Annotated in this window: 16 protein-coding genes; 6 read left to right on the forward strand and 10 right to left on the reverse strand. The window is 43.1% G+C overall.

What is annotated here, in order from left to right; genetic code table 11:
* Positions 1-3: 3 nt before the first annotated feature.
* Together hisS and F1737_RS01235 are read right to left on the reverse strand one after the other, a co-directional pair.
* Positions 4-1,221: a histidine--tRNA ligase gene (gene hisS / locus F1737_RS01230; RefSeq protein ID WP_317136970.1), complete on the reverse strand. Its 1,218-nt coding sequence runs from the start codon at positions 1,219-1,221 to the stop codon at positions 4-6.
* A 171-nt stretch (positions 1,222-1,392) separates the two neighbouring features.
* A complete protein-coding gene (locus F1737_RS01235; RefSeq protein WP_317136971.1) occupies positions 1,393-1,716 on the reverse strand; it encodes an ABC transporter permease in 324 nt (107 codons plus the stop codon).
* Positions 1,717-1,764: 48 nt separating this feature from the next.
* On the opposite strand from F1737_RS01235, the gene larB reads away from it, so the two are divergent.
* The 3 genes from larB to F1737_RS01250 are packed head-to-tail and all read left to right on the forward strand — an operon-like array spanning position 1,765 to position 4,400.
* Positions 1,765-2,541, forward strand: coding sequence for a nickel pincer cofactor biosynthesis protein LarB (larB, locus tag F1737_RS01240; protein WP_317136972.1), 777 nt, complete (start codon positions 1,765-1,767; stop codon positions 2,539-2,541).
* Positions 2,538-3,050, forward strand: a complete 513-nt coding sequence (locus F1737_RS01245; RefSeq protein ID WP_317136973.1) for a nicotinamide-nucleotide adenylyltransferase — start codon at positions 2,538-2,540, stop codon at positions 3,048-3,050. Before larB ends, F1737_RS01245 begins: the two co-directional genes overlap by 4 nt.
* Positions 3,051-3,098: 48 nt before the next feature.
* Positions 3,099-4,400 (forward strand): hypothetical protein, encoded by a 1,302-nt coding sequence (locus tag F1737_RS01250; RefSeq protein ID WP_317136974.1) that lies wholly within the window; start codon positions 3,099-3,101, stop codon positions 4,398-4,400.
* A 139-nt stretch (positions 4,401-4,539) separates the two neighbouring features.
* Here the strand turns inward: F1737_RS01250 and F1737_RS01255 are convergent, their stop codons facing one another.
* Positions 4,540-4,860, reverse strand: coding sequence for a hypothetical protein (locus tag F1737_RS01255; protein WP_317136975.1), 321 nt, complete (start codon positions 4,858-4,860; stop codon positions 4,540-4,542).
* Positions 4,861-4,972: 112 nt separating this feature from the next.
* Positions 4,973-6,145: a redox-regulated ATPase YchF gene (locus F1737_RS01260; RefSeq protein ID WP_317136976.1), complete on the reverse strand. Its 1,173-nt coding sequence runs from the start codon at positions 6,143-6,145 to the stop codon at positions 4,973-4,975.
* A 144-nt stretch (positions 6,146-6,289) separates the two neighbouring features.
* On the opposite strand from F1737_RS01260, the gene F1737_RS01265 reads away from it, so the two are divergent.
* Positions 6,290-6,880: a pyruvate kinase alpha/beta domain-containing protein gene (locus F1737_RS01265; protein ID WP_317136977.1), complete on the forward strand. Its 591-nt coding sequence runs from the start codon at positions 6,290-6,292 to the stop codon at positions 6,878-6,880.
* A gap of 2 nt (positions 6,881-6,882) precedes the next feature.
* The gene (locus tag F1737_RS01270; protein WP_317136978.1) at positions 6,883-7,743 is read left to right on the forward strand and encodes a DUF7847 domain-containing protein; all 861 of its coding nucleotides are present in this window, start codon (positions 6,883-6,885) and stop codon (positions 7,741-7,743) included.
* 98 nt (positions 7,744-7,841) lie between these two features.
* Here F1737_RS01270 and F1737_RS01275 read toward each other — a convergent pair whose 3' ends face one another.
* Entirely contained in the window at positions 7,842-9,035 is a 1,194-nt protein-coding gene (locus tag F1737_RS01275) for a TIGR00297 family protein (RefSeq protein ID WP_317136979.1), read from the reverse strand.
* 173 nt (positions 9,036-9,208) lie between these two features.
* On the opposite strand from F1737_RS01275, the gene F1737_RS01280 reads away from it, so the two are divergent.
* Positions 9,209-11,806: a valine--tRNA ligase gene (locus F1737_RS01280; protein WP_317136980.1), complete on the forward strand. Its 2,598-nt coding sequence runs from the start codon at positions 9,209-9,211 to the stop codon at positions 11,804-11,806.
* Positions 11,807-12,468: 662 nt separating this feature from the next.
* Here the strand turns inward: F1737_RS01280 and F1737_RS01285 are convergent.
* The 5 genes from F1737_RS01285 to F1737_RS01305 form a co-directional block, all read right to left on the reverse strand.
* Positions 12,469-15,612, reverse strand: a complete 3,144-nt coding sequence (locus F1737_RS01285) for a type I restriction endonuclease subunit R (RefSeq protein WP_317136981.1) — start codon at positions 15,610-15,612, stop codon at positions 12,469-12,471.
* 6 nt (positions 15,613-15,618) lie between these two features.
* Entirely contained in the window at positions 15,619-17,646 is a 2,028-nt protein-coding gene (locus F1737_RS01290) for a DUF262 domain-containing protein (RefSeq protein WP_317136982.1), read from the reverse strand.
* A gap of 152 nt (positions 17,647-17,798) precedes the next feature.
* Positions 17,799-19,043 carry a restriction endonuclease subunit S gene (locus F1737_RS01295; protein ID WP_317136983.1) on the reverse strand — a complete coding sequence of 415 codons (1,245 nt, stop codon included), beginning with the start codon at positions 19,041-19,043 and terminating at the stop codon, positions 17,799-17,801.
* Between the two features lie 19 nt (positions 19,044-19,062).
* Positions 19,063-19,449, reverse strand: coding sequence for a DUF1016 N-terminal domain-containing protein (locus F1737_RS01300; protein WP_317136984.1), 387 nt, complete (start codon positions 19,447-19,449; stop codon positions 19,063-19,065).
* A 32-nt stretch (positions 19,450-19,481) separates the two neighbouring features.
* Positions 19,482-21,032 (reverse strand): type I restriction-modification system subunit M, encoded by a 1,551-nt coding sequence (locus F1737_RS01305; RefSeq protein ID WP_317136985.1) that lies wholly within the window; start codon positions 21,030-21,032, stop codon positions 19,482-19,484.
* Between the last annotated feature and the right edge of the window lie 46 nt (positions 21,033-21,078).

Below are 21,078 nucleotides of genomic sequence, written 5' to 3' on the forward strand. Positions count from 1 at the left end.
GTTTTATTTCACCTCTGCTACCGCCTCATCAAGGGAATATTCCTTTTGTTCCCCTGATTCGAGATTCTTGAGAGTAACAGTGCCGGCTTCTGCCTCACGGTTTCCGATGACGGCAACATACTCTGATGTGCGTGCCGCATGCTTCATCTGTGCTCCCATTCCCCTTTCAAGGAGGTTTAGTTCAGTGTTGATGCCGGCCTTTCGAAACTCCGCCGCCACCTCAAAAGCTCTGCCTTTGACATCGGGGGTATAAACAACTGAAACAACAGGGGATCTCTCAGGCTCAAATTCGCCGAGTGAGACCATCACACGATCAAAACCGATTCCAAAGCCGCATGATGCAACATCCTCTCCTCCGAAAAGGTGTGCAAGACGGTATGAACCTCCGCCGATGATCTGGTTTTCAGCACCGAGATTGTTTGCAAAACCCTCAAAAACCATTCCCGTATAGTAGTCAAGACCGCGGACAATTCCAAGATCGAGCTTGTATTCAAGTTTCTGGCTGTCAAGAACAGAGATAAGTTCTGCCATTCTCTCCATGCCTGGGAAATCCCCGCAGATCTCAATGGCTTCTTCTATTGTTCTGCATCCTGCGAGTTTCTCAAGCGATTCGTAAAGCCCTGATGCATTTATTGAGTCAAGGTAATTTTTCAGCCCTTCAAAGTTGTGCTTGTCAAGGAGTGCCATTACAGCCTTTTTGTCTCCGTCGGCAAGGTCTCTAAGAATGTGCTTCATCGGTGCAAGATGGCCGACATGAAGATCGAATGTAACTCCTGATGCTTTGAGGAGATCGTTTGCAAGGAGAATTATCTCTGCCTCTCCGGCAGGGGTGTCGGCGCCTATCTGCTCTGCACCGAACTGCCAGAACTGACGGTATCTGCCTTTCTGTGGTCTTTCGTAGCGGTAACAGTCTGAGAGGTAGCACCATCTGATTGGCTTTGAGAGGACTTTTCCCTCATTTACATACATCCTGAGTACTGCGGCTGTTCCCTCAGGTCTGAGTGCCAGTTTTCTGCCGCCCTTATCCTCAAAGGTGTACATCTCATTTATGATTCCCTCACCTGAGCGGATTGTGTACAACTCCTGAGATTCAAATGTCGGAGTGCATACCTCGCGATATCCCCATCCGCGTGCGCATTTACGCATTCTCCACTCAATTTCTCTTCTCTGTTCCATCTCTTCGGGCAGAAAGTCTCTTGTTCCCCTTGGTTTTTGAAGCATTGCAAATCTCCGTTGTATTTTAATTTTACAGCTGCCTTAACTAAAAGACATTTAATGTATTTTCCGGGTTTAAGGCACATTAAGTTGCCAGAAATCCGAAAATTTTAGTCACTTATATTTTTTTCAGAACTGCTTTACAGATTGTATTCATATTTGGGCTGCATACAAAAATTATTTTTTTGTCTGTATTCTGACGTTTCCAAGTATGCGATCAAGCGTGGTTGAATCTTTTGACCATAAATGATCCTTTTCTTTTTGGATATTACCCTGAAGGTAAAGGGCGAGAAGTATCATACCAAGGCCCACGAGCTCATACCCCCGGAATACAAACAAAAGTCCGGTAAGGCCGAGTGCTGTATAGAATACGCCGTAATAGGCTGCTTTTCGGTAACCCGGAAATGCTGTCCTGTAAAAAATCCTTGCATCCCTGAGCCACAGGTAAGTAATTACGGCTGCACCGAATACACCAATATAAAGAAGGTAGCTGTATGTCATGACAATACATAATTATTCAACTTATGACCATATGTTAATTATCTGGACATGAGCAACAATCAGAATCTAAAAGATGTCCTGGAAAGTTTTCGTTCGGGCGATATAACTTTGCAGGAGGCTGAGACGCAAATTAGCGGTCTGCGTCTTGACATAGTCGGGGATTATGCACGTATTGATAGCGGGAGGAGTGTACGCTGCGGGATTCCCGAGGTTGTTTTGGCTGAAAACAAGGATACTGATCATCTTCTTGAAATTGTCGAAGCAATGGTAACCGGCAACGGACGCTGTATTGCATCCCGTGTTCTCGATTTTCAGGCAGGGGAACTTGAAAAATTGTGCAAAAGGCTCGGGTATGAGTTTACATACAATCCAAAAGGGCGCACTTTCGTTGCATCAAGAGTTCCCCCGCCTGAAAAAACAGGGGGCATTGTCGGTATAGTCACGGCAGGAACTTCTGATATCAGGGTTGCAGAGGAGGCACGCGTGATTGCAGAGGAGATGGGGTGTGTTGTAAAGACCGCCTATGATGTCGGGGCTGCAGGGATTCACCGTCTGTTTCCGGTTATAAAAGACCTGCTGGATGTGCATGCCTTTGTTGTGTGTGCCGGACGTGAAGGCACACTTCCGACAGTAATTGCAGGTCTTGTGGATAAACCTGTGGTGGGGGTTCCGGTAAGTGTCGGTTACGGATTTATGGGTGAGGGTCAGGCGGCGCTTGCAAGCATGCTTCAGTCGTGTGCAGTCCTTACCGTTGTAAATATTGATGCCGGATTTACCGCAGGAGCGTATGCGGCGAGAATTGCAAACCAGGTGGTTTTAAAATGACGGTTGACAGAGGACTTTATATCGGGCGTTTTCAGCCTTATCACAACGGACACCAGTCAGTTCTGGAGAGAATCTCAAAACTGGTTGATGAGATAATAATCGGTGTTGGGAGTGCACAGCTAAGCCATGAGGTCCGGAATCCCTTCACGGCAGGTGAGCGTATCATGATGATCACCCGCTCTTTAGAGGATCTGGACTGCCGGTACTATGTAATACCGATTGAGGATTTGCAGAGAAATGCACTGTGGGTTGCACATGTGCGTTCTATGGCTCCCCCGTTTGAGAGGGTCTTTTCAAGCAATCCTCTTGTGGTGGAACTTTTCAGGGAGAGGGGTATTGTTGTCGAATCACCTGAGATGTATGAAAGGGAGAGCCACAGCGGAACTGAAATAAGACGCAGAATGCTTCTTGGAGAGAACTGGCAGGAACTTGTTCCTCCTGCGGTTGTTGATGTGATAGAAGAGATCGATGGTGTAAAACGCCTGTGCCATATTTCCGGAACAGACTGATTTAAACAAAAAGAGAGTTATAGATAATTTTCGAGGGAGGCTGTTAAGATGGCAGGATTTTTAAAAAAGCTTTTTGCAAAAAAAGAGGAAGAACCATTCAGAATTGAATTTTCGGAGATAGATGCATATCTTCTGAATAAAGAAGAGGGGGTAATGAATGTATTTCGGGAGGCTTCAGCAAGTTCCGGAAAAGAGGTCAGGGGGGCAATTGCAGATATTATGGACAAATCAGACAGGCTTCTTGAAGCAAAAATCCCTGAAGACGCGGACGTGCCCCCCCGTGTGAGAAGTGTTGTTGAAAAATCACTTCCCGGATTTGTATCATCTGTAAAAAAGACTGCGGATGTGGAGCTTTCAGATGATCCCGAGCTTTTCTATGAGGAGATCATCGCTCTTGTCCAGTCCTTTGGAAACTGTATGCGCCAGCAGGGCAGGTATCTTCCGGCGGCTTATCCTGAAGAGATGAAGGATATTCGATCTTCTGTAACTGTTATCGGGCGTGAATTGAACTCAATGAGTGAGAAGATAAAGCCCTCAATTGAGTTAAGAGAGAATCTTTCAAAGACGAGGAAAGTCTATGAAGAAATTAAGGGATCAGAAGATGAGGCTGATTCATCGATTGAAGAAAGAAAATCTCTAAAAAAAAGGATCATCTCTTTAACTCAGGAAATGCAGGATACGGATGAAAAAATATCCCTTTGCAGAAAATCCCCTGAATATATATTCTACGAAGAAATGCTTGCAAAAAAGGATTCATTATCAGAGGAAGCCTCTGAATTGATGGATACTTACAATTTACTGTCGTCAACAGTATCGAATGTTTTCCGGAAAGCTGTTTACGCTGCTGAAAGGGAAGGCAATAAAGATCTGGCAGCTTCCCTAAAAAAATTTGAAGAGATTCTTAATGACAGCAAAAGAGAGGATGAGACCGAACTTACAGAATTGTATGAAAGTTTCTATGACTCCTTTAGATCACTGACAGAGTCTGACGGGAGTATTATTAAGAATAAATCAGAGGAGAAGCTTTTTGCGGATAAATTTTATCTTACGGTGGAAATATCCCAGATTTGCAGGAAGTATCGCGAGGTGATCTCTGACCTCAATAAGACTACCGGATTTATTGAGGATTCGGGGCCGGCAAAGGAACTTGAAAGGCTTGAAAAAATGAGGGAAGATCTTCTTATTGATTCTGAGAATGACAAAAAACGTATAAATTATCTTTCGGAACAGATTGAGTCCCTGAATGCCGGCATTGCCCGGAATTATGAGAATCTTTTAAATGAGTTCAGGAATCTTGAAGGAAGGGAGGTAATCTTTGGCGATGACTTCCCGGGAAAGCCTGGCTTTTGATGATTTTTTCAATGAAAATAAGGGATAGGAAAATTATAAACTCAAATAATCTTTAAATTCAATATTCTCTAAAATTTTTTCTAAAATTTTTCCGGAGAGCTGTCTCTCCCTGACAAAAAAATATGATTTAAAATATTTTTCAGAGGGTGTCAAGACTTATTGATCCGAAACTGTCTGCCATTTCAGATATTTCCTGAACACCAAAGGCTGTCTGTACATCCCTCATCTCAATTTCCACCGCACATGTGCAGACATAGTCGATTAAATCAATGGAAAGCTCGCGTTTTTGTCTGCTTTTTTTCAGTTGATCAACGAGAAATGAAAGCTGCTCAGGAGGTTCCATCCTGAGCTTTGCAAGAGATATTACACACATATATACACGGGTTAAATTTCTGTCAGTGCCGGTTATTGTATCAAAAAAGTTTTTGATAACCTGTGCCTGATAGATCTCCGCGCTCATGGTAACAAAATTATCTTATCTTACAGTATAAAAATGTATTGTGCCGGCCGGCTTTTTTGCAAATGATTGTCGGGAAAATATTTTGACTGGATTCATCTGGAAAAAAGATAAATTATTTTTTGGTGGATACAATTTTTATGACGTCACCGTTTTTGAGTTCATGACTTTCCTTAATTCTCATTTTTGTCTTTGCGTCTATTGCATACAAAAATCCGTCCCCTATGTCTGAATGCACCTGGTATGCAAGGTCATGCGGTGTTGACCCGCGTTTCATCAAAAAGGCATCCGGAAGAACCCTGTCTTTTCCGTCACAGTATTTGTTCTCATCTTCAACCGGGAAAACCACAATTAAATCAAGAAGATCAAATATGACTCCGTTTATTGCCTGCTGAACACCTGTTCCGCCAAAGGTTTTGATGACTTCCCGTATTGCCTCAAGACCTTTTCTCTGTGCATCGTTTAACTTTTCAGGATTTTTTATTGTAAAGTCAGGATCTCCTGCCACATAGTCAATGAAACCTGCTTCCGCTGCTTTTTTAATGGCAAGCTCTCCTGCCGCACTTGCAAAAGAGATATCATTCTCTTTTAGGGATTTTAGAATTTCCTTTGGAGCATTGTCAGCCTTGTTTGCAACAACCCTAAATGGTTTTGAGATGTTTACGAGCTCTTCGCAGAATTTAATGAGCTCTTCGTCAGAACATGACTTCAGGTTTATATTTGCGTTTCTCTCAGCATCCTCCACATTCTCATATGTAATTGAAAGGCCTGCGAGCTGATCGGCGATGGCGTCAATAATTGAGAATGTCTTTGCCTGTGCTGATCTCTGGAGTCTCTGCCAGTTTTTCTCAAGAAGACCATAAACCCACATGGTCATCTCATGTTCGATGAAACCTATGTCATCAGCCGGGTTGTGAGAGCCGTGATCGACCGGATTTCCTTCTGCATCGGTTGAGCCGCTGCCGTCAATAATATGGATAATTGCATCAGCCTGTCTGAGATTATCCAGAAACTGATTCCCAAGACCTTTTCCCTTGTGTGCATCCGGTACAAGACCTGCAACATCAATGAGGCCGATCTGCACAAATCTGACACCGTCATCGCATGCCTCGCAGTTGTCAATTCCAAGTTCCTTGCACGGACAGTTTATGCGCACATATGCAACCCCGTTGTTTGCATCTATTGTTGTAAACGGATAGTTTGCGATTTCTGCCGGAGCCATCGTTGCGGCGGCAAAAAACGTCGATTTTCCGCAGTTTGGCTTCCCTGCTATTGCAATATTTATCATGTCTGATTATCCTCTTATGTATCATAATGTTAGTTGCCTGAATTAATTTTTGCCTATTGAAGTCATTTGTCCGGTTTAATTGTAGTGGAGATCCCTCTTTTGTGATCGAAAAGATAAATCAGATTTGAGGATTAATTAATTTCCATGAGTTTTACTGCAAAAAATACATACTACTTTGAAAAACCAGGACCTCTGAATACAGAGGATGCGGCCCGTTTTTCAGTTGAAAGGGCACAGGAGCTCGGCATCAGTAAAATCGTTGTTGCAAGTTCAAAGGGACAGACAGCACGTGTTTTTTATGAGGCAGTAAAGGATACGGAAATTGATCTTGTTGTTGTGACACATGTTGTCGGATTCAGGGAACCAGGAGTCTGGGAATTCCCGTCTGAAATTGCAGAAGAGCTTGAATCAAAGGGTGTCTCCATAATCAAGGGAACTCACACACTCTCAGGAATGGAGAGAGCAATGTCAGGCAATCCCAAACTTGGCGGCTCTTCAAGAACAGAGGCCGTTGCCGAGGCTCTCAGGAAGACGGTTGCAGTCGGACTTAAAGTTGCCGTTGAATGCACTCTTATTGCCGCAGATCAGGGGGCAATTCCTGTAAATGATGAAATAATTGCAGTCGGAGGGACCGCAACCGGTGCTGATACCGTCTGTGTCATAAAACCTTCACATACCTCGAAGTACTTTGATCTTCAGGTGCGTGAAATTGTGGCAATGCCAAGGAACCGGTAAATATGGCATTTCAGTCACTTTCCGAATCATTTAAGATTCTTCGTCATCCTGTGATCTGGATCGCCGGGTTACTGTGCGGTCTTGTTGCCGGGATACAGATATATTTCGGGCTTTCCGGGGGTGCGGCGGCGTTTTATGCGGAGAGGATTTCAATATTCTGGATGATTGTATATCCTTTCTTTATTGCGGCAACCTATGGTGCGATAAAGTCTGATGATTACTCTCTTAAAGGGTACTTTAGCTCAGGCTATGCAGGTTATTTCCGTGTATTGCTGCCGACTGTGTTAATAATGACTTTTGTGATGATTGTCGCATTTGTGATGGCAACGCCTGCTGCTATATCCGGAGTTTTAGATCCGCTGATGGTTGCATTTTCATTGTTCTTTGTGATTCTGCCACTGTTTTTCTTTGCATTCTTTTACGACACAGCTGCGGTATTTGACGATCTGAAAGTTTTTGAGTGTATTAAAAAGAGCTTTGTCGGTACATTTGCAAAGCCCTTTTTGGTTTTACAGTTCTTTTTTGTCCTTATTTTGATATTCCTTGTAATAGGTGCAGGTTTTATGATGATATGGACAGGTATTCTGGCTGACCAGTTTGAGCCTCTGCTTTTGATGTCACAGGACGAGCTCAACCAGATGGCGGAAAATCCTGAGTCCCTTGTTGCACTTCTCGGAGATTATGGATTAAAGATGACTGCCCTTATGTATTTCCTCGGAGTATTTGTTTTCATTACAATTCTGCTCCCGTATAAAGCAGTGTTTTACAAAAACCACATCTCGGAAGCAAAGATTGAACTCAATATTCCGGAAACAGAACAGGGTGAATATGACGAAAAGGGAAGATGGTACAAGTATTCCTGAGTATATCATATAATAACAATCTTTTTTTAACAAAATAATCAGGGTTTAAATCTGATTTCCAAATTGTCATATCTGATTTTTTGTGCCCGTTTAAGTGCCTAAAACAGATAAAAAAGCATTGCGAAGATTCCGCCGCCAAGAGTGCAGAAAAAGTTTGTTCCGGCGTTTTTTAGTGTCCCGTTTCTTTCCAGGGTTGCGCCTACAAGACTGTCAATGTTTGTTCCGACAAATCCTGCAAGTGTACCGATAATAACCATGTCGGGTGGGATGACTCCCATTGCAAAGGCTGCAAGGCATAAAACAAATGCAGCTGCTGTTGCTGCCGCTTCTCCGAATATTGTTATGCCCCCGTCTGTTCCTTTTGGGACTTTTTCAAATGTGGTTATGAGGTACGGTGTTTTTCCAAGCATCCCGAGTTCGCTTGCGGTTGTATCAGCCGTTGCCGCGGCAATACTTCCGAGGAAAAGTGCAACAAATGCAGGGTGCTGGTATATGCCAAAAAGTACGGCGGCACAGAGTGACACAAGTCCGTTTGCAAAGACATTCATAAAGCCGCGTGCCCCGCCCCTTGACTCTGCAAGCCCTTCTGCCTTTTTCTTTTCATATTTGTATTTTGTAAATGCCGTGCCCATTACAAAGAAAGTCAGCATTACAAAGAACCATGTGATGTCTGAGAAAACAATTATCAAAATGCCCATAAGTGCGCCTGAAAATAGGCCGGACAGGTCTGCCGCTTTCATTTTATATGAGAGATATCCGAAAGTGAACGATATGATTATTGCAAGAAGTATGAGGTCAAGGGTTGCGGAATAACTGATGTCCTCAAAGAGGAACATCGTCATTGCAGCGCCTATGCACTCAATCATAAGTGCATCCTCCCTGTTTTTCAAAACGGATTTTAAGAGAGCCGCAACAATGATTCCTGTAAGCGGGATCAGGATGTTTTGGTAATTGAGATATCCCATCACCGCAACTGATGATACGGATGCAACGAAGAGATATGCGAGGTAATTGTATTTTTCAGAGCTGCATATTCTAAAAGCCGCCTCGCCCATCATAACAATTGCAATTGTGGCCAGGAAAACCATCAGAGAGACCATCTCTGCACCGTATAACACGGCAACCACACTGATGCCGATTGCGGGATAATGTGTTTTTTTGATAAAATAGAATACGGCGCTTGTCAGAATTGCAATTAGGGCCAGAATCCACGGTGGCTGTATAAAAGGCGCGATTGCTATTGCCACAAGTGACAAAAGAATTACAATCCACATATCCGGGCGCCTAATCATACTATCAGTTAGTTTATGTTTCTCACTTATAATAATCTGAATGTGCCGGTTTGGTTCCAATGCAGGTTCTTTTAAGAAAAATTGGCATATCGGGTATCAGTTTTTCAATAATTTTGGGCGGAAGTGCTTTTCGATCAAGTATATGTTTTACTAATAACAAATTTCTAAGGAATATGTCTTCACCAAAGGAAATACCTAAAAATTATGATCCGATTGAGGTTGAAGAGCGGTGGATGAATACGTGGAAGAAGGAGTCTTATTATTTTGACAGAAACTCCAAAAAGCCACAGTTTATAATTGACACGCCTCCTCCATACCCGACCGGAAACTTCCACATCGGAAATGCGTTTAACTGGTGCTATATTGATTTTATCGCACGCTACAAGAGAATGTGCGGTTATAATGTAATGTTCCCGCAGGGCTGGGACTGTCATGGTCTCCCGACTGAAGTGAAGGTTGAGGAGATCAACGGCATCACCAAAAACGATGTTCCAAGGGATGAATTCCGCAGAATGTGCCGCGAGCTTACCCATCAGAATATTGAGAAGATGAGAAAGACGATGTGGCGCTGTGGTTTTTCAAACGACTGGAGCAACGAATACATCACGATGATGCCGGAGTATTATAAGAAAACCCAGCTTTCCTTCCTCAGAATGTACAATAAGGGTGATATATACCAGAGCGAACACCCGGTAAACTTCTGTACACGCTGCGAGACGGCTATTGCATTTGCAGAGGTGTCATATGAGGACAGGACGACAAAGCTGAACTTCTTTGATTTTGACGGTGTTGAGATTGCAACCTCACGTCCCGAACTTCTTGCGGCATGTGTTGCTGTTGCAGTTCACCCTGATGATGAACGGTACAGGGATCTCTGCGGCAAAACACTCAAAGTGCCTCTTTTCGGTCATGATGTGAAGGTAATCTCTGATGGTGCGGTTGACCCTTCATTTGGAAGCGGAGCTGTAATGATCTGTACCTTTGGTGACAAGCAGGATGTACACTGGTGGAAGACACATAAACTTGACTTGAGGAAGGCAATTGATCTTTCAGGAAATATGACCTCCGTTGCAGGCAAATATGCTGGAATGAACTCCATGGAGTGCAGGGAAGCAATTCTGGCCGACATGGAAGCAGAGGGAATTTTAAGGAATCAGGTTCCGCTTGAACAGCGTGTCGGAACATGCTGGAGATGCAAGACACCTATTGAAATCCTCTCTGAACGCCAGTGGTTTGTCAAAGTGCACAATGACGAAATTTTAGAGGCTGCAAACAAGATTAACTGGACTCCGGAACACATGAAGAGCCGCCTTGAGAACTGGGCATCACAGATGGAGTGGGACTGGTGTATCTCAAGACAGAGAATTTTCGCAACTCCAATTCCTGTCTGGTTCTGTAAGGACTGCGGCGAGGTTATTCTGCCCGAAGAAGAGGATCTTCCGATAGACCCGACAGTTGACAAACCAAAGAAACCCTGCCCAAAGTGCGGTTCAACTGAATTCATCGGTGAGAAGGATGTTCTTGACACATGGATGGATTCGTCAATTTCAGTTCTGAATATCACAGGCTGGGACGGAACAAAGACACCGGATCTTTTCCCTGCACAGATTCGCCCGCAGGGTCATGATATTATCAGGACATGGGCGTTTTACACAATTCTTCGTGCCGGAGCAATAACAGACGGCGGACATCCGTGGGATGAGATTCTTGTAAACGGTATGGTTCTTGGTGATGACGGATTTAAGATGTCAAAGAGCCGTGGAAACATCATCTCACCTGAAGAGGTCTTAAAAGAGCACGGTGCCGATTCATTCAGGCAGTGGAGTGCGGGCGGTGCCGCAACCGGTCAGGATATTGTCTTTAACTGGAATGATGTGATTGCAGCATCACGTTTCCAGACAAAGATGTGGAATATCTGCCGCTTTGTTATAATGCAGCTTGAGAAGGGAGAGCCTGAGGATGCAGGACCCTCTGTTCTTGCAGACCGCTGGCTGATGCACAAGCTTTCACTTACAACAAAGGAGGTGACGGAGGCGATGGAGACATACCAGTTTGACCGTGCTATCCGTGCAATCCGTGAGTTTGCAAGGGAAGTCTTTGCAGATAACTACATTGAGCTTGTAAAGGGACGTCTTTATGGTGACGGTACCGGAAGAGGCAGCGCTCTTTATGCCCTCAGGACATCAATTGACGCGCTCTGCCGTATGCTTGCCCCGATTACGCCTTATTTCGCGGAAGAGTGCTACAGCATTCTGACCGGAAAGAGTGTTCACGAACAGAGCTGGGTTGACTTTGAATTTTCCGATGAGGATGCTCTTGTTCAGGGAGATCTTCTCTCAAAGGTTGTATCTGAAGTCAGACGCTACAAGCATGATGAGAAAATGGCTCTTAATGCGCCTCTTGGTCATGTTGTTGTGTACACTCCGTATGAGATCGATGACTGCGGTGACGCTTCTGCAACTCTTAGTGCGAATGTTGAGTGGAAGTGCGAAAAGCCCGATCTTCAGAAGGTTGTATCTGATGTCAGGTTTAATTTCGGACTTATCGGACCAAAATTCAGGAAGCAGGCAAATGCATATATGAATGCAGTAAGGGCCCTTTCTGATGAAGAGAAGGTAAACCCTCCAAAGACTGTTGTTGTCGAAGGTGCCGAGACAGAGGTTTTGGAGAATTCATTTGAGCCTGTATATGCGTTCAGGGTTGCAGGCGAGGATGTCGATGTTCTTCAGGTATCAGAAGACGTTATCATCACAGTTGAGAAGAAAGAATAAATTTTTTTTATTTTTTAGTTTCATTCAGATGGCAGACTCCATGCGTTTTTTGAGTTCTGAAGATTTTGTTATTTTTAATTATTAATAACGGATTTTATTGCGCTTAATATAATTAAAGTTGAAATCTGGCCCGTTTGCACTTGCATAAGATAAAAGACTGAATAGATCAGCTTTTCGTTTATTTGAATCTCTTACAGGCTGGCAAAACGATATAGTGGTATTTATAAGAAGGAAAATGAAATGTAACCTGTTAAAAGCGTAATGAGGCAAATTTATGTCGGCAGCGAGTAAAAAACAATTGGGAAAACTGAACAAAGTTAAGAAAGCCAAGGCAGAAGAGCTCGCGAAACAGGTGGCTGAGGGCAGCCAGGCTGCCAAGAAGAAGCTCAAGAAGCTCCAGAAAAAGATTAAGTGAGCCGACTGGAATTTTCAATTTTTTTATTTTTATTTTAAGGGATAATCAAGGATTAGTGGCGCTCCCGGTCACCGGCACATTGCCCTGCATCAGAGTTGTGTGATATCGTCATTTCAATGTCGTTAATGCCCGTAAATCCAAAAAAATTCAAAACTATTGGTGTCACTTATGGCGGAATTTTTTTCAGAATGACTGTTCATAAAAGGAATAAAATATATTTTTTTAAGCGTTTTTGTGGAAATTTCTTTTAATATGATTCATATACACCGGCACCTTCACCGGAATATGAATCAAATACATGCTGATATATTATGTCGCATTTTTCCTGGTATATTTCAGGAGTGTAAGCCCTTGGCAGTTGATCAAGGATTTCGTCTATACAGACCCTGACTTCTGCCCGTGACTGCTGACGTTTTCGCCAGTCCAGAACAAGCTTGTTCTGCTTCATTGTCATAAGCAGGTCTTTTGCAACTTTTTTAACCTCTGCTTCTTCCTTTTTTGAGAGTTTCATCTCCGGTTTAATCAGAAGGTCAAAGATTATCAGCTCCTCTTCGGTTAGGTTTTCCTTTATGCTGCGCTGGTCTTCCTCGTTTAATTCATCAGTAAAACTGCATAAATCCTCAAAGAACTCCTCAACATTTTTACTGCCGTTATTGTAGGCATCAATCATCTCATTAAGTTTTCTTAGAAAATCCATTCTTGTCCGGTTCACCCGGATCATCTTTCTTGTCTTTAGCTCAAGGATATTTTTTAGGATTTCTGCTTCGGTACGCTTCTGCTGAGTCATTTTAAACCGTTTGCGTAAATCATCAACATTGAGCTGTGCGATATAAACCGGCTTTCCTTCTTTTATTTCATATCCTTTTGCTGCTGTTGATTTATCGAGAAGTTTTTCGACCTTATCCATGACTTTTGATATGTCTGCGACAGGTTTGTACGAGTTTATCTTTTCGGCAAGAATCAAAAAGAAGGTGCAGGCGGGCTGAAGTTCAACAACTGCGGGGTCAGGCTTTATTGCCTTAAAAAGCCGGGATACTATGGCGGCGTGGGCGAGATACTGACTTTTTGACTCGTCATTTACAAGGATTTTATCGGCGCTTTCATCCAGTGTTTTTATAAGTTTAAATTCGTTATTTTTGATCGCCGAATCAACGTCGATACCAAGTTTTTCACAGAAAACGCGGGTTTTAGAGATTGCCTCCCTTAGTTTTTCGACAAGAATTGTTTTGTCACCGATTGGAAGTTTTTTGCCGTCATCCCTGCCGGGTGCATAGATGGCAAGCGCCTTTTGCAGGTTTCGGAAGATTCCTATGTAGTCAACAATCAGCCCGTTTTCCTTATCCGGAAAGACACGGTTTGCCCTTGCGATGGTCTGCATTAAGGTGTGATTTCGCATCGGTTTGTCAAGATAGATGGTTGAGCATGAAGGAACATCGAATCCTGTCATCCACATTGCGCAGACGAAAACTATGGAAAAGGGGTCTTTAGGATCCTTGAACTTCTTATCGAGATCCTCATTCACCATTCTTTTACGGTGTGGGATTATGTCGATGCCTTTCTTTTGCATATCCGGAATTTCGTTCTGCGACTGCGAGACAACGACTGCCATGTCAATTCCCTCCATGTATGCGATGGTTTCTTTAAGGCCGTTCAGCTCTTCTCCTCTTGCGGTTTTGGATTTTACTTTTAGTTTTCTAAGATAGAGATCCCAGTATTTTCTGACCTTTTCGTGCATTATGACCGCGGTTGCCTTGTCAATTGAGATGACCATTGCCTTTCCCCGGATGCCGCGGCCCATAAAGTGATCAACCAGATCTTCGGCGACCTTCTCAAGCCGGTCGTCTCTTGTTATGAGATGATACTCTCTTGCAAACTCCCGCTCGAGTTTCTTTTCACTCTCTTCGTCAAGGTTGGTCTCGTCGATGATTGCGGCCATCTGCTCATTGAGATCAGGATTTATCAACTGAAGTTCGGGCCGGCGGTTTTCGTAGTAGAGGGGGACTGTTGCGCCGTCTTCGATTGACTGTTTGAAGTCGTATATGCTTACGTAGTCGCCGAAGACTTCTTTTGTCTTTTCTTCGCCGACTAAAAGCGGTGTTCCTGTAAAACCGATGAAAGCGGCGTTTGGGATAGCGTTTCGCATGTTAATTGCGAATGTGTCATACTGGGAGCGGTGCGCCTCGTCGGTTATCACGATTATATCATCGCGGTCTGAGATCTTCTGGTAGACTGCGCCTTTTTCTGTCCGGAATTTTTGAATTAGGGTGAACACATAGCGGTGGTCTTCCGAGAGTAGCTGTCTTAAATTTTCACCGCTTGATGCCTGCGCCTCTTTTTCCGTTATTGCGCCGGAGTTCACAAAATTTTTGTATATCTGGTCGTCAAGTTCCTGGCGGTCGGTGACAACCAGAAACGTCCAGTTGCCGGGAACTGTCCGCAAAATCTTCTGTGTAAAGAAGATCATCGAGATGCTTTTTCCAGACCCTTGCGTGTGCCAGAATACACCGAGTCTCCCTTTATTCTCTCTTGCCTGCCTGAGTGATTTGATGGCGTTGTTGACTCCTAAATACTGGTGGTTTTTGGCAACGATTTTTATTATTCCGCCACGGATATCTGTAAAAAGCGTGAAGTTTTCGATTATGTCAAGGAGTCTGTCACGTTCACAGGTTCCGCGAATGATGGTATCAAGTGAGATAACGCCTGCCTCCCCTTCGGAGTTTATTCGTTTCCAGTCGGAGAAGTATTCCCACGATGAGGTTATGCTCCCTATTCTGCTCTCGCTGCCGTTTGAGAGTATTAAAAGAGCGTTGTACCAGAAGAGTTGCGGGATGGCTGTTTTATAGTCGGTTAAGTTGTCGTCGAATGCGGATTTTAAATTCCTGTGGCTTGCCTTTAGTTCTATAAAGACAAGCGGGATACCGTTTACAAATCCCAAAAGGTCGGTTCGCCGTTTGTAGAGTTCGCCTGTGATCCAGAGCTGTGATGCGAGGAAGAAGTCGTTGTTGTCCGGATTTCTCCAGTCGATCACCTTTACGTTTTCAGTCTCATATCCGCCGGCATCGTTGCGGAATCTGACCCTGACTCCGTTTTTCAGGAGTTCATAGACTTCCCTGTTAGCCGCAACAGGACTCATTTTGCTCCTGTCACGTACAAGCTCTTCCACGGCAATATCAAGTGCCTCTGCGGGCAGCGTGGGGTTTAACCTTTCAAGAGCAGGGATGAGTCTTTTTATTAGAATGACCTCTGAAGTTGTTTCCCTTCCACAACTTCCGCCTCCGGTTTTAAAAGTCTCGTCAAAGCAGTTTTGTGTCTGCCAGCCGAGCTCTTCAAATAGTCTTATTGCCGGCTGTTCGACGAGTGTGTCTTCGGAGTATGCGGAGTTTGCAGACATTTTAGATCAGGAATTTATGTATTTGTCAATTATCTCAGTTATCTGTGGTATCTGAGATGTACTCGTTATTGAAGTCCTGGAATATCCTTCTTCCAAATCTCTTCCATCTTCGATTAAAATCCCTTCTGGAATATGAATTTCATCAGGCGGAATACAGAAATATACATTTATATGATTTTTTTCCGGGCGTAAAAAGAGATAAAGATCAGTTTTGGTATTCCAAATCGAAAGACCGCCATCTTCATAAGATGATTCAGTAACCAGATCTTCAATGGATTCAAGAATTTTATTGTACAAATCTCTAAATGCGGGTTTTACAAAGATGGATGAATTCATGAAATTGCAGACATTTTGATCTGAAATGTCCGGATAACTCCAGACTTCTAAAGCACGATCTGAAAGCCTGTTTGCCCGTTTCTCTATCTCATCAACATCCCATTTACTAATGGCGGAAAGTCCGCGGTTTAGTCGTATGGGGCTTGAGCCAAATCCTCCTTCCATGTCTCTTTTCTGAATAAAGGGACGGTCACTCAATTCAGGATTGTATCCGGTTATTGTAAGATTCCCTATGGTGTGAAGGTACTGTTCATGAATTTCCTCCCAGTTTTCGCCAAGATCATTTTGCCATTCAGCTGATAGATTTTCATTCTGAGGCATGATGTGTTCGATGGAGCAATTTTCGAGATTGACTGACTCTTTTGTATTGAAGTTTTCAAGTTTGCGAAGCATATACCATGAATTGCGGAAATTGTAAACATCTCTTATCATGAGTTCTCTTTTGAATTCAGCATCGGATGGATATCTTTTGTAGGTTTTCATCCCCACCATTACACTCTTAAAACTGTCCAGATAATTATTTTTGTAGAGTTCACGGGAGAGGCCGGCAAAGGTTTTGTTTAATGAGTTTGTTGGTATTTCGCAGACTGCACGACGGAAGATGTAGTTTTCAGTGAAATTTAGGATCTCGATGAATTCATCTTTGTTGATGATTTTGTTTTGATAATCATCATAGACTTCAATGAGAAAAGGATAAACCACATCAACCCGCAGGCTTTTGATATCAAAAAAGATTTTTCTTAGCTTTTCATCTTCCTCATTAAAGAGATTCATGGCAGTGAAATATTGTGAAAATTTGTAGATGTCGGAGATTATTTCGTGCACAGTAGGTGCACCTATTTTATGAGTATATAGTTTAAATGCTTCATAAACCTGATTTAAACGTGGTATTTTGCCAGTCTTAACAATGAGGTAATCTCGCATGAATCTGTCAAAGATGTGTTCTTCTTTAGATTCGTGGAAATTCTCTTCCATTGGGTACCAGAACTCTTTGTACAGGCATTCCTGATCTTTTGTATCAAGTCCCATTAGAACATAGTTGCGGATTAAATCAGCCTGACTAAGCTGAAGCCCTGTGGAATTCAGGCTCTCAAAGATAAGCTGAGGGTTGTCATTTTCCCTGTCAAGTGCAATATCGACAATTATGAGTTTGTTTAATCCTTCGTAGATTGTAAGCGGGTCGACACCGGAGTTTTCAATCTTATCTTTGAAGAATTCAAAATTTTTCACTATACTTTCGGATGGATTTTTTGGAAGTTTATTCTCATCAAGAATTTTTTTGAGTGATTCTTTGTCATTCTGGGTGAGCAGGAGTTTGTATCGAAGTTCTCCTTCTTCTTCGATATTGTATAGGTAATAATAATTCAGTCTTCTTTGGCTGATTTCAGTGATGTCGTCCCTGTCTTTTATTGCCTGTCCAAGTGCGGCAATCAGAAGTGAGATGGTTGTCAGGCGCTGCTGTCCGTCTATCACCAGCATCTGAGGAATATCGGTTGTGTTGTAGAGTCCTTTTTCAATATAAACGACTGAGCCGATGAAATGACCTTTAATTGATTTGTCTTTTCCCGCCCTGAGAATGTCATCCCATAGCTGGGCACATTGTTTTTCCGACCAGCTGTATGTTCTCTGGTAAAGAGGGATAATATACTGGTTTGGAATTTTAAGAAATTTTAGAAGCTGTGTTTCTTTGGCTTTCATGGAATATGCTCACATATTTAGAGATTATTTTGTCAGACCTGCTTTCCAGTTTTTTTGCATAAACGGTAACTGAATAAACAGATTCTCCTGTGCCATCAGGCTTTTAAAAGAGATTTGTTCAGGATTATATAAATGTGGTGATTTTTGTACGGTTATTGTCTGCCGTTTTTTGCAATTGCAATATCAAGATCAGATACCTCAACCTCACCTTCAATGAGCCGGGGGAGGAGGAGATCACGGGTTTGGGTGAGATTTTTGTTTATTTTCTCTAAACTGTGCATCCTACTGAAAATATCGCGGGTAATTGCATTGAAACTCTCTAATATAGAAATTTCAGGATATAATATTGGTATTCTGTTGAGATTAGTTTGTGTGATCTTTGGTTGTGCTGCACCGGTAACATATCCAATTATGCTGAGAATTGATAATGTAAGATATAAATACTCAAGTGATATGGGTTCTTTTCCTTGAATAATATGTGTGTGATTATTGGCCCAAAATTTTCCATGAGCCAATTGTAACATTGGTTTACCATCAGTAGTGATAACACTTCCATCTTCTGCCATTAAAAGGAAATCGCCGTCAAAGATATAATCATCAATATAATCAAAAATTTTTGCTGCACCATAATATGGATATGTGCCTTTTCGATTTTCACGTTCCATCTTGGATAATGGCTTCCTTAACCTATCAAAAAGTACAATTACTTTCTTTAATGTAGTACATTCCCACCCCTCCGGAACCATCCGCCCGTCCCCGGCATCAACCATTTTAACATCCTCATGCCCGGGGAAACGAAACTCCACAAACCACTCCCGATAAAGTGCCTGCGCCATTTCCTCAAGGATTTTGATGCGCCGGTTGTTGTTCTCTATAAGGTCGTCGTAGGCTGAGAGGACTGCGGCGATTTTTTTCTGGGTGGGGAGTGGTGGCTTAGGAACTTTTAATTTAGCCAATTCGCTTCCTCTTATACCTGCGGCTGCTACTTGTATAACCAGAGATTGAACATTTCCTTTGCCTTGTGGAGAAATGAAGTAGTAAAAATAGTATGAAGGATCTGATTCTTTTTTGTTTAATCTGACCCTTATAAGGTGCGATTCAAAAGTTATAGTTTCTGATGGTCTGAGAACAATAGAACATTTTCCAGCTCCTTCTGCGACTAAAGATTGGCGTGCAAAAAGTAAATCTCCGTCAATTAGAGAAAATTGGCTTTTTTCTTTATCATTAAGAGGAACAAGTTCCATTGATGGATTTTTTATTATATTATATGCGAAAATCTCACCCATGTTTACCATTTTGTAGCCTTGCCCCCGAACCTTTTTTGGACGAGTCAATCCATTTTTAGAAGGTTCTGAGTAAAGTGTTTCAAATTTAACAGATTCCCAATTATCACTCATGTAAGCCTCCTATAATTTATTATAATATACTTGCTATTTTGATTAAATTTAGGCTCAATTGTCTCATCAGTGCTGAGACATTTTTTTCGTCCGGGAAAACTTCGGCAAACCTGATCATATGTCTCAGGCTTTTTTGTGAAAAACCGCGTCCGTATTCAGCCATCAATTGTTGCGACAGTGTAGCAACAATTCTTTCACCGTAATCAGCACGACTGCCCTTTAGAATTTCTTCATTAATTCGCCTGCCGATCTGCCAGTAAAGAAGTGTCATGGCAGAGTTTACCGTAACTGCAACACGGCCTCTTGCCTCATCAATAATCTTTCTGAGATCGTCAATAAGGGCAGGTGATTCCTGCGAAGTGTTTCCCGCTGCTGCTATATATTTGTCAGGCATCTTCTCTGTCATTATTATCCCCCTTAATCCTTCACAACTCTGTATCAGCTCTCCAGAAGCTTTGCGACATTCTCTGAAATCCTATCCTCAAGCTCCCGTGCCTCGGCGTTTAAAACTTCAAGCTCCTCGTTTAATTCCAAAAGGCGCTCTTTAAAGTCAAAACCGTCGTCCTCCCTTGCGGGGATTCCGACATACCGCCCGGGATTTAAACTCCATCCCTGCTCTTCAATGTCAGCGATGGCTGCAACTTTGCAAAGGCCGGGGATGTCCGCGTATTTCTCATCAGGGAAGTGCTCTTTTGTCAAGTCTTCGCTGCCCAGGATATATTCGGGTTTTTCTCCGCGTGAGAGTCTGGCGATGTTTGCCAGAAATTCTATCTGTTCGGATGAAAATTCGCGGTGTGCCCTGTCCACCTGCACAAAAGTCTGTCTCGCATCAATGAAGAGAACCTTGTCCTTTCTTTTTGTCTCAGTTTTTGAGCGGTCGAAGAACCACAAAGTGCATGGCAGTGTTACGGTGTAGAAGAAGTTAGGCGAAATCGCGATCATCGTATCCACCTCCCCTGACTCAATGATACTTTTTCTGATTGCAAGTTCCGCACCGCGTGCATCAGCCGCCGAGTTTGCCATCACAAAACCTGCACGACCCTTCTCATTCAGTGAATTGTAGAAGAGCTGAATCCAGAGATAATTCGCGTTGTCAGTCGAAGGTGTGCCAAGCAAAAATCTCGGGTCATCCTTAATCCTCTCCTTGTCAACACCGGAGACGTTAAATGGCGGATTTGCCATCACAAAATCAAACCGGCTGAAACTGTTGTGCAGATCCTCATAGTAGGTGTTCCCCTGTCTGATGTCGCCGGAAAGTCCGTGGACTGCAAGGTTCATCTTTGCAAGCCGGATTGTTTCTGCCACTCTCTCCTGACCGAAGACCGAGAGTTCCTTTCCCGGATCTTTCTGGTGGTTTAAAATGAATCTGGCACTCTGGACAAACATACCGCCACTGCCGGATGCCGGATCAAATATCCTTCCGTGATATGGCTGAAGAATGTTTACAATCAGTCTTACAAGGCTTGTCGGCGTGAAGAACTCCCCGCCCTTCTGCCCCTCCTTCATAGCGAATTTGCCGAGGAAATACTCGTATATTTTACCAAACGCATCTCCCTCCATTGCCGGAATTGTTGAAAGGATTCTTAAGAGTTCGACAAGTGTTATATTTTCTATTCTGGTGTAGGTCTTTGGAAGAACATCCTTTAGCTCCTCGTTTTCAGCCTCAATCAGTTTCATCGCCGTGTTTATGGCAGTGCCCAGATCCTCACCTTCGGGGAGTTTCTGAAGATATGAGAAGCGTGCCGTTTCCGGAATAAAAAGGATACCCTTTGAATGATAGTTTTGTTTTCCAATTTTGCGGCGTCCTGTTCCTGATCCTTCTGCCTCAATTTCTTCCTTTGCAAGTGTGAATTTCAGGTCAGCATACCTGAGGAAAATCAGACCAAGTACAGGTATTGAGTATTCCGACGGCCGGAGGTCAGAGTTGGCCCACAGCTGATCTGCCGCCGCCCAAAGCCGGTTCTCAATTTCGTTGTTGTTCGTCGCCATGTGTTAATAGATTATTTTGGCGGTGATTATTTACTTATATTGATAT

The sequence above is a fragment of the Methanoplanus sp. FWC-SCC4 genome, assembly GCF_032878975.1.
Classification (GTDB): domain Archaea; phylum Halobacteriota; class Methanomicrobia; order Methanomicrobiales; family Methanomicrobiaceae; genus Methanochimaera; species Methanochimaera problematica.

What these genes read in the sequence shown, in the direction of transcription:
- larB (WP_317136972.1), top strand. Translation starts at nt 1,765, where the DNA reads ATGAGCAACAATCAGAATCTAAAAGATGTCCTGGAAAGTTTTCGTTCG.
- F1737_RS01260 (WP_317136976.1), bottom strand. Translation starts at nt 6,145, where the DNA reads ATGATAAATATTGCAATAGCAGGGAAGCCAAACTGCGGAAAATCGACG.
- hisS (WP_317136970.1), bottom strand. Translation starts at nt 1,221, where the DNA reads ATGCTTCAAAAACCAAGGGGAACAAGAGACTTTCTGCCCGAAGAGATG.
- F1737_RS01250 (WP_317136974.1), top strand. Translation starts at nt 3,099, where the DNA reads ATGGCAGGATTTTTAAAAAAGCTTTTTGCAAAAAAAGAGGAAGAACCA.
- F1737_RS01245 (WP_317136973.1), top strand. Translation starts at nt 2,538, where the DNA reads ATGACGGTTGACAGAGGACTTTATATCGGGCGTTTTCAGCCTTATCAC.
- F1737_RS01270 (WP_317136978.1), top strand. Translation starts at nt 6,883, where the DNA reads ATGGCATTTCAGTCACTTTCCGAATCATTTAAGATTCTTCGTCATCCT.
- F1737_RS01235 (WP_317136971.1), bottom strand. Translation starts at nt 1,716, where the DNA reads ATGACATACAGCTACCTTCTTTATATTGGTGTATTCGGTGCAGCCGTA.
- F1737_RS01290 (WP_317136982.1), bottom strand. Translation starts at nt 17,646, where the DNA reads ATGAAAGCCAAAGAAACACAGCTTCTAAAATTTCTTAAAATTCCAAAC.
- F1737_RS01295 (WP_317136983.1), bottom strand. Translation starts at nt 19,043, where the DNA reads ATGAGTGATAATTGGGAATCTGTTAAATTTGAAACACTTTACTCAGAA.
- F1737_RS01300 (WP_317136984.1), bottom strand. Translation starts at nt 19,449, where the DNA reads ATGACAGAGAAGATGCCTGACAAATATATAGCAGCAGCGGGAAACACT.
- F1737_RS01265 (WP_317136977.1), top strand. Translation starts at nt 6,290, where the DNA reads ATGAGTTTTACTGCAAAAAATACATACTACTTTGAAAAACCAGGACCT.
- F1737_RS01255 (WP_317136975.1), bottom strand. Translation starts at nt 4,860, where the DNA reads ATGAGCGCGGAGATCTATCAGGCACAGGTTATCAAAAACTTTTTTGAT.
- F1737_RS01285 (WP_317136981.1), bottom strand. Translation starts at nt 15,612, where the DNA reads ATGTCTGCAAACTCCGCATACTCCGAAGACACACTCGTCGAACAGCCG.
- F1737_RS01280 (WP_317136980.1), top strand. Translation starts at nt 9,209, where the DNA reads ATGTCTTCACCAAAGGAAATACCTAAAAATTATGATCCGATTGAGGTT.
- F1737_RS01305 (WP_317136985.1), bottom strand. Translation starts at nt 21,032, where the DNA reads ATGGCGACGAACAACAACGAAATTGAGAACCGGCTTTGGGCGGCGGCA.
- F1737_RS01275 (WP_317136979.1), bottom strand. Translation starts at nt 9,035, where the DNA reads ATGATTAGGCGCCCGGATATGTGGATTGTAATTCTTTTGTCACTTGTG.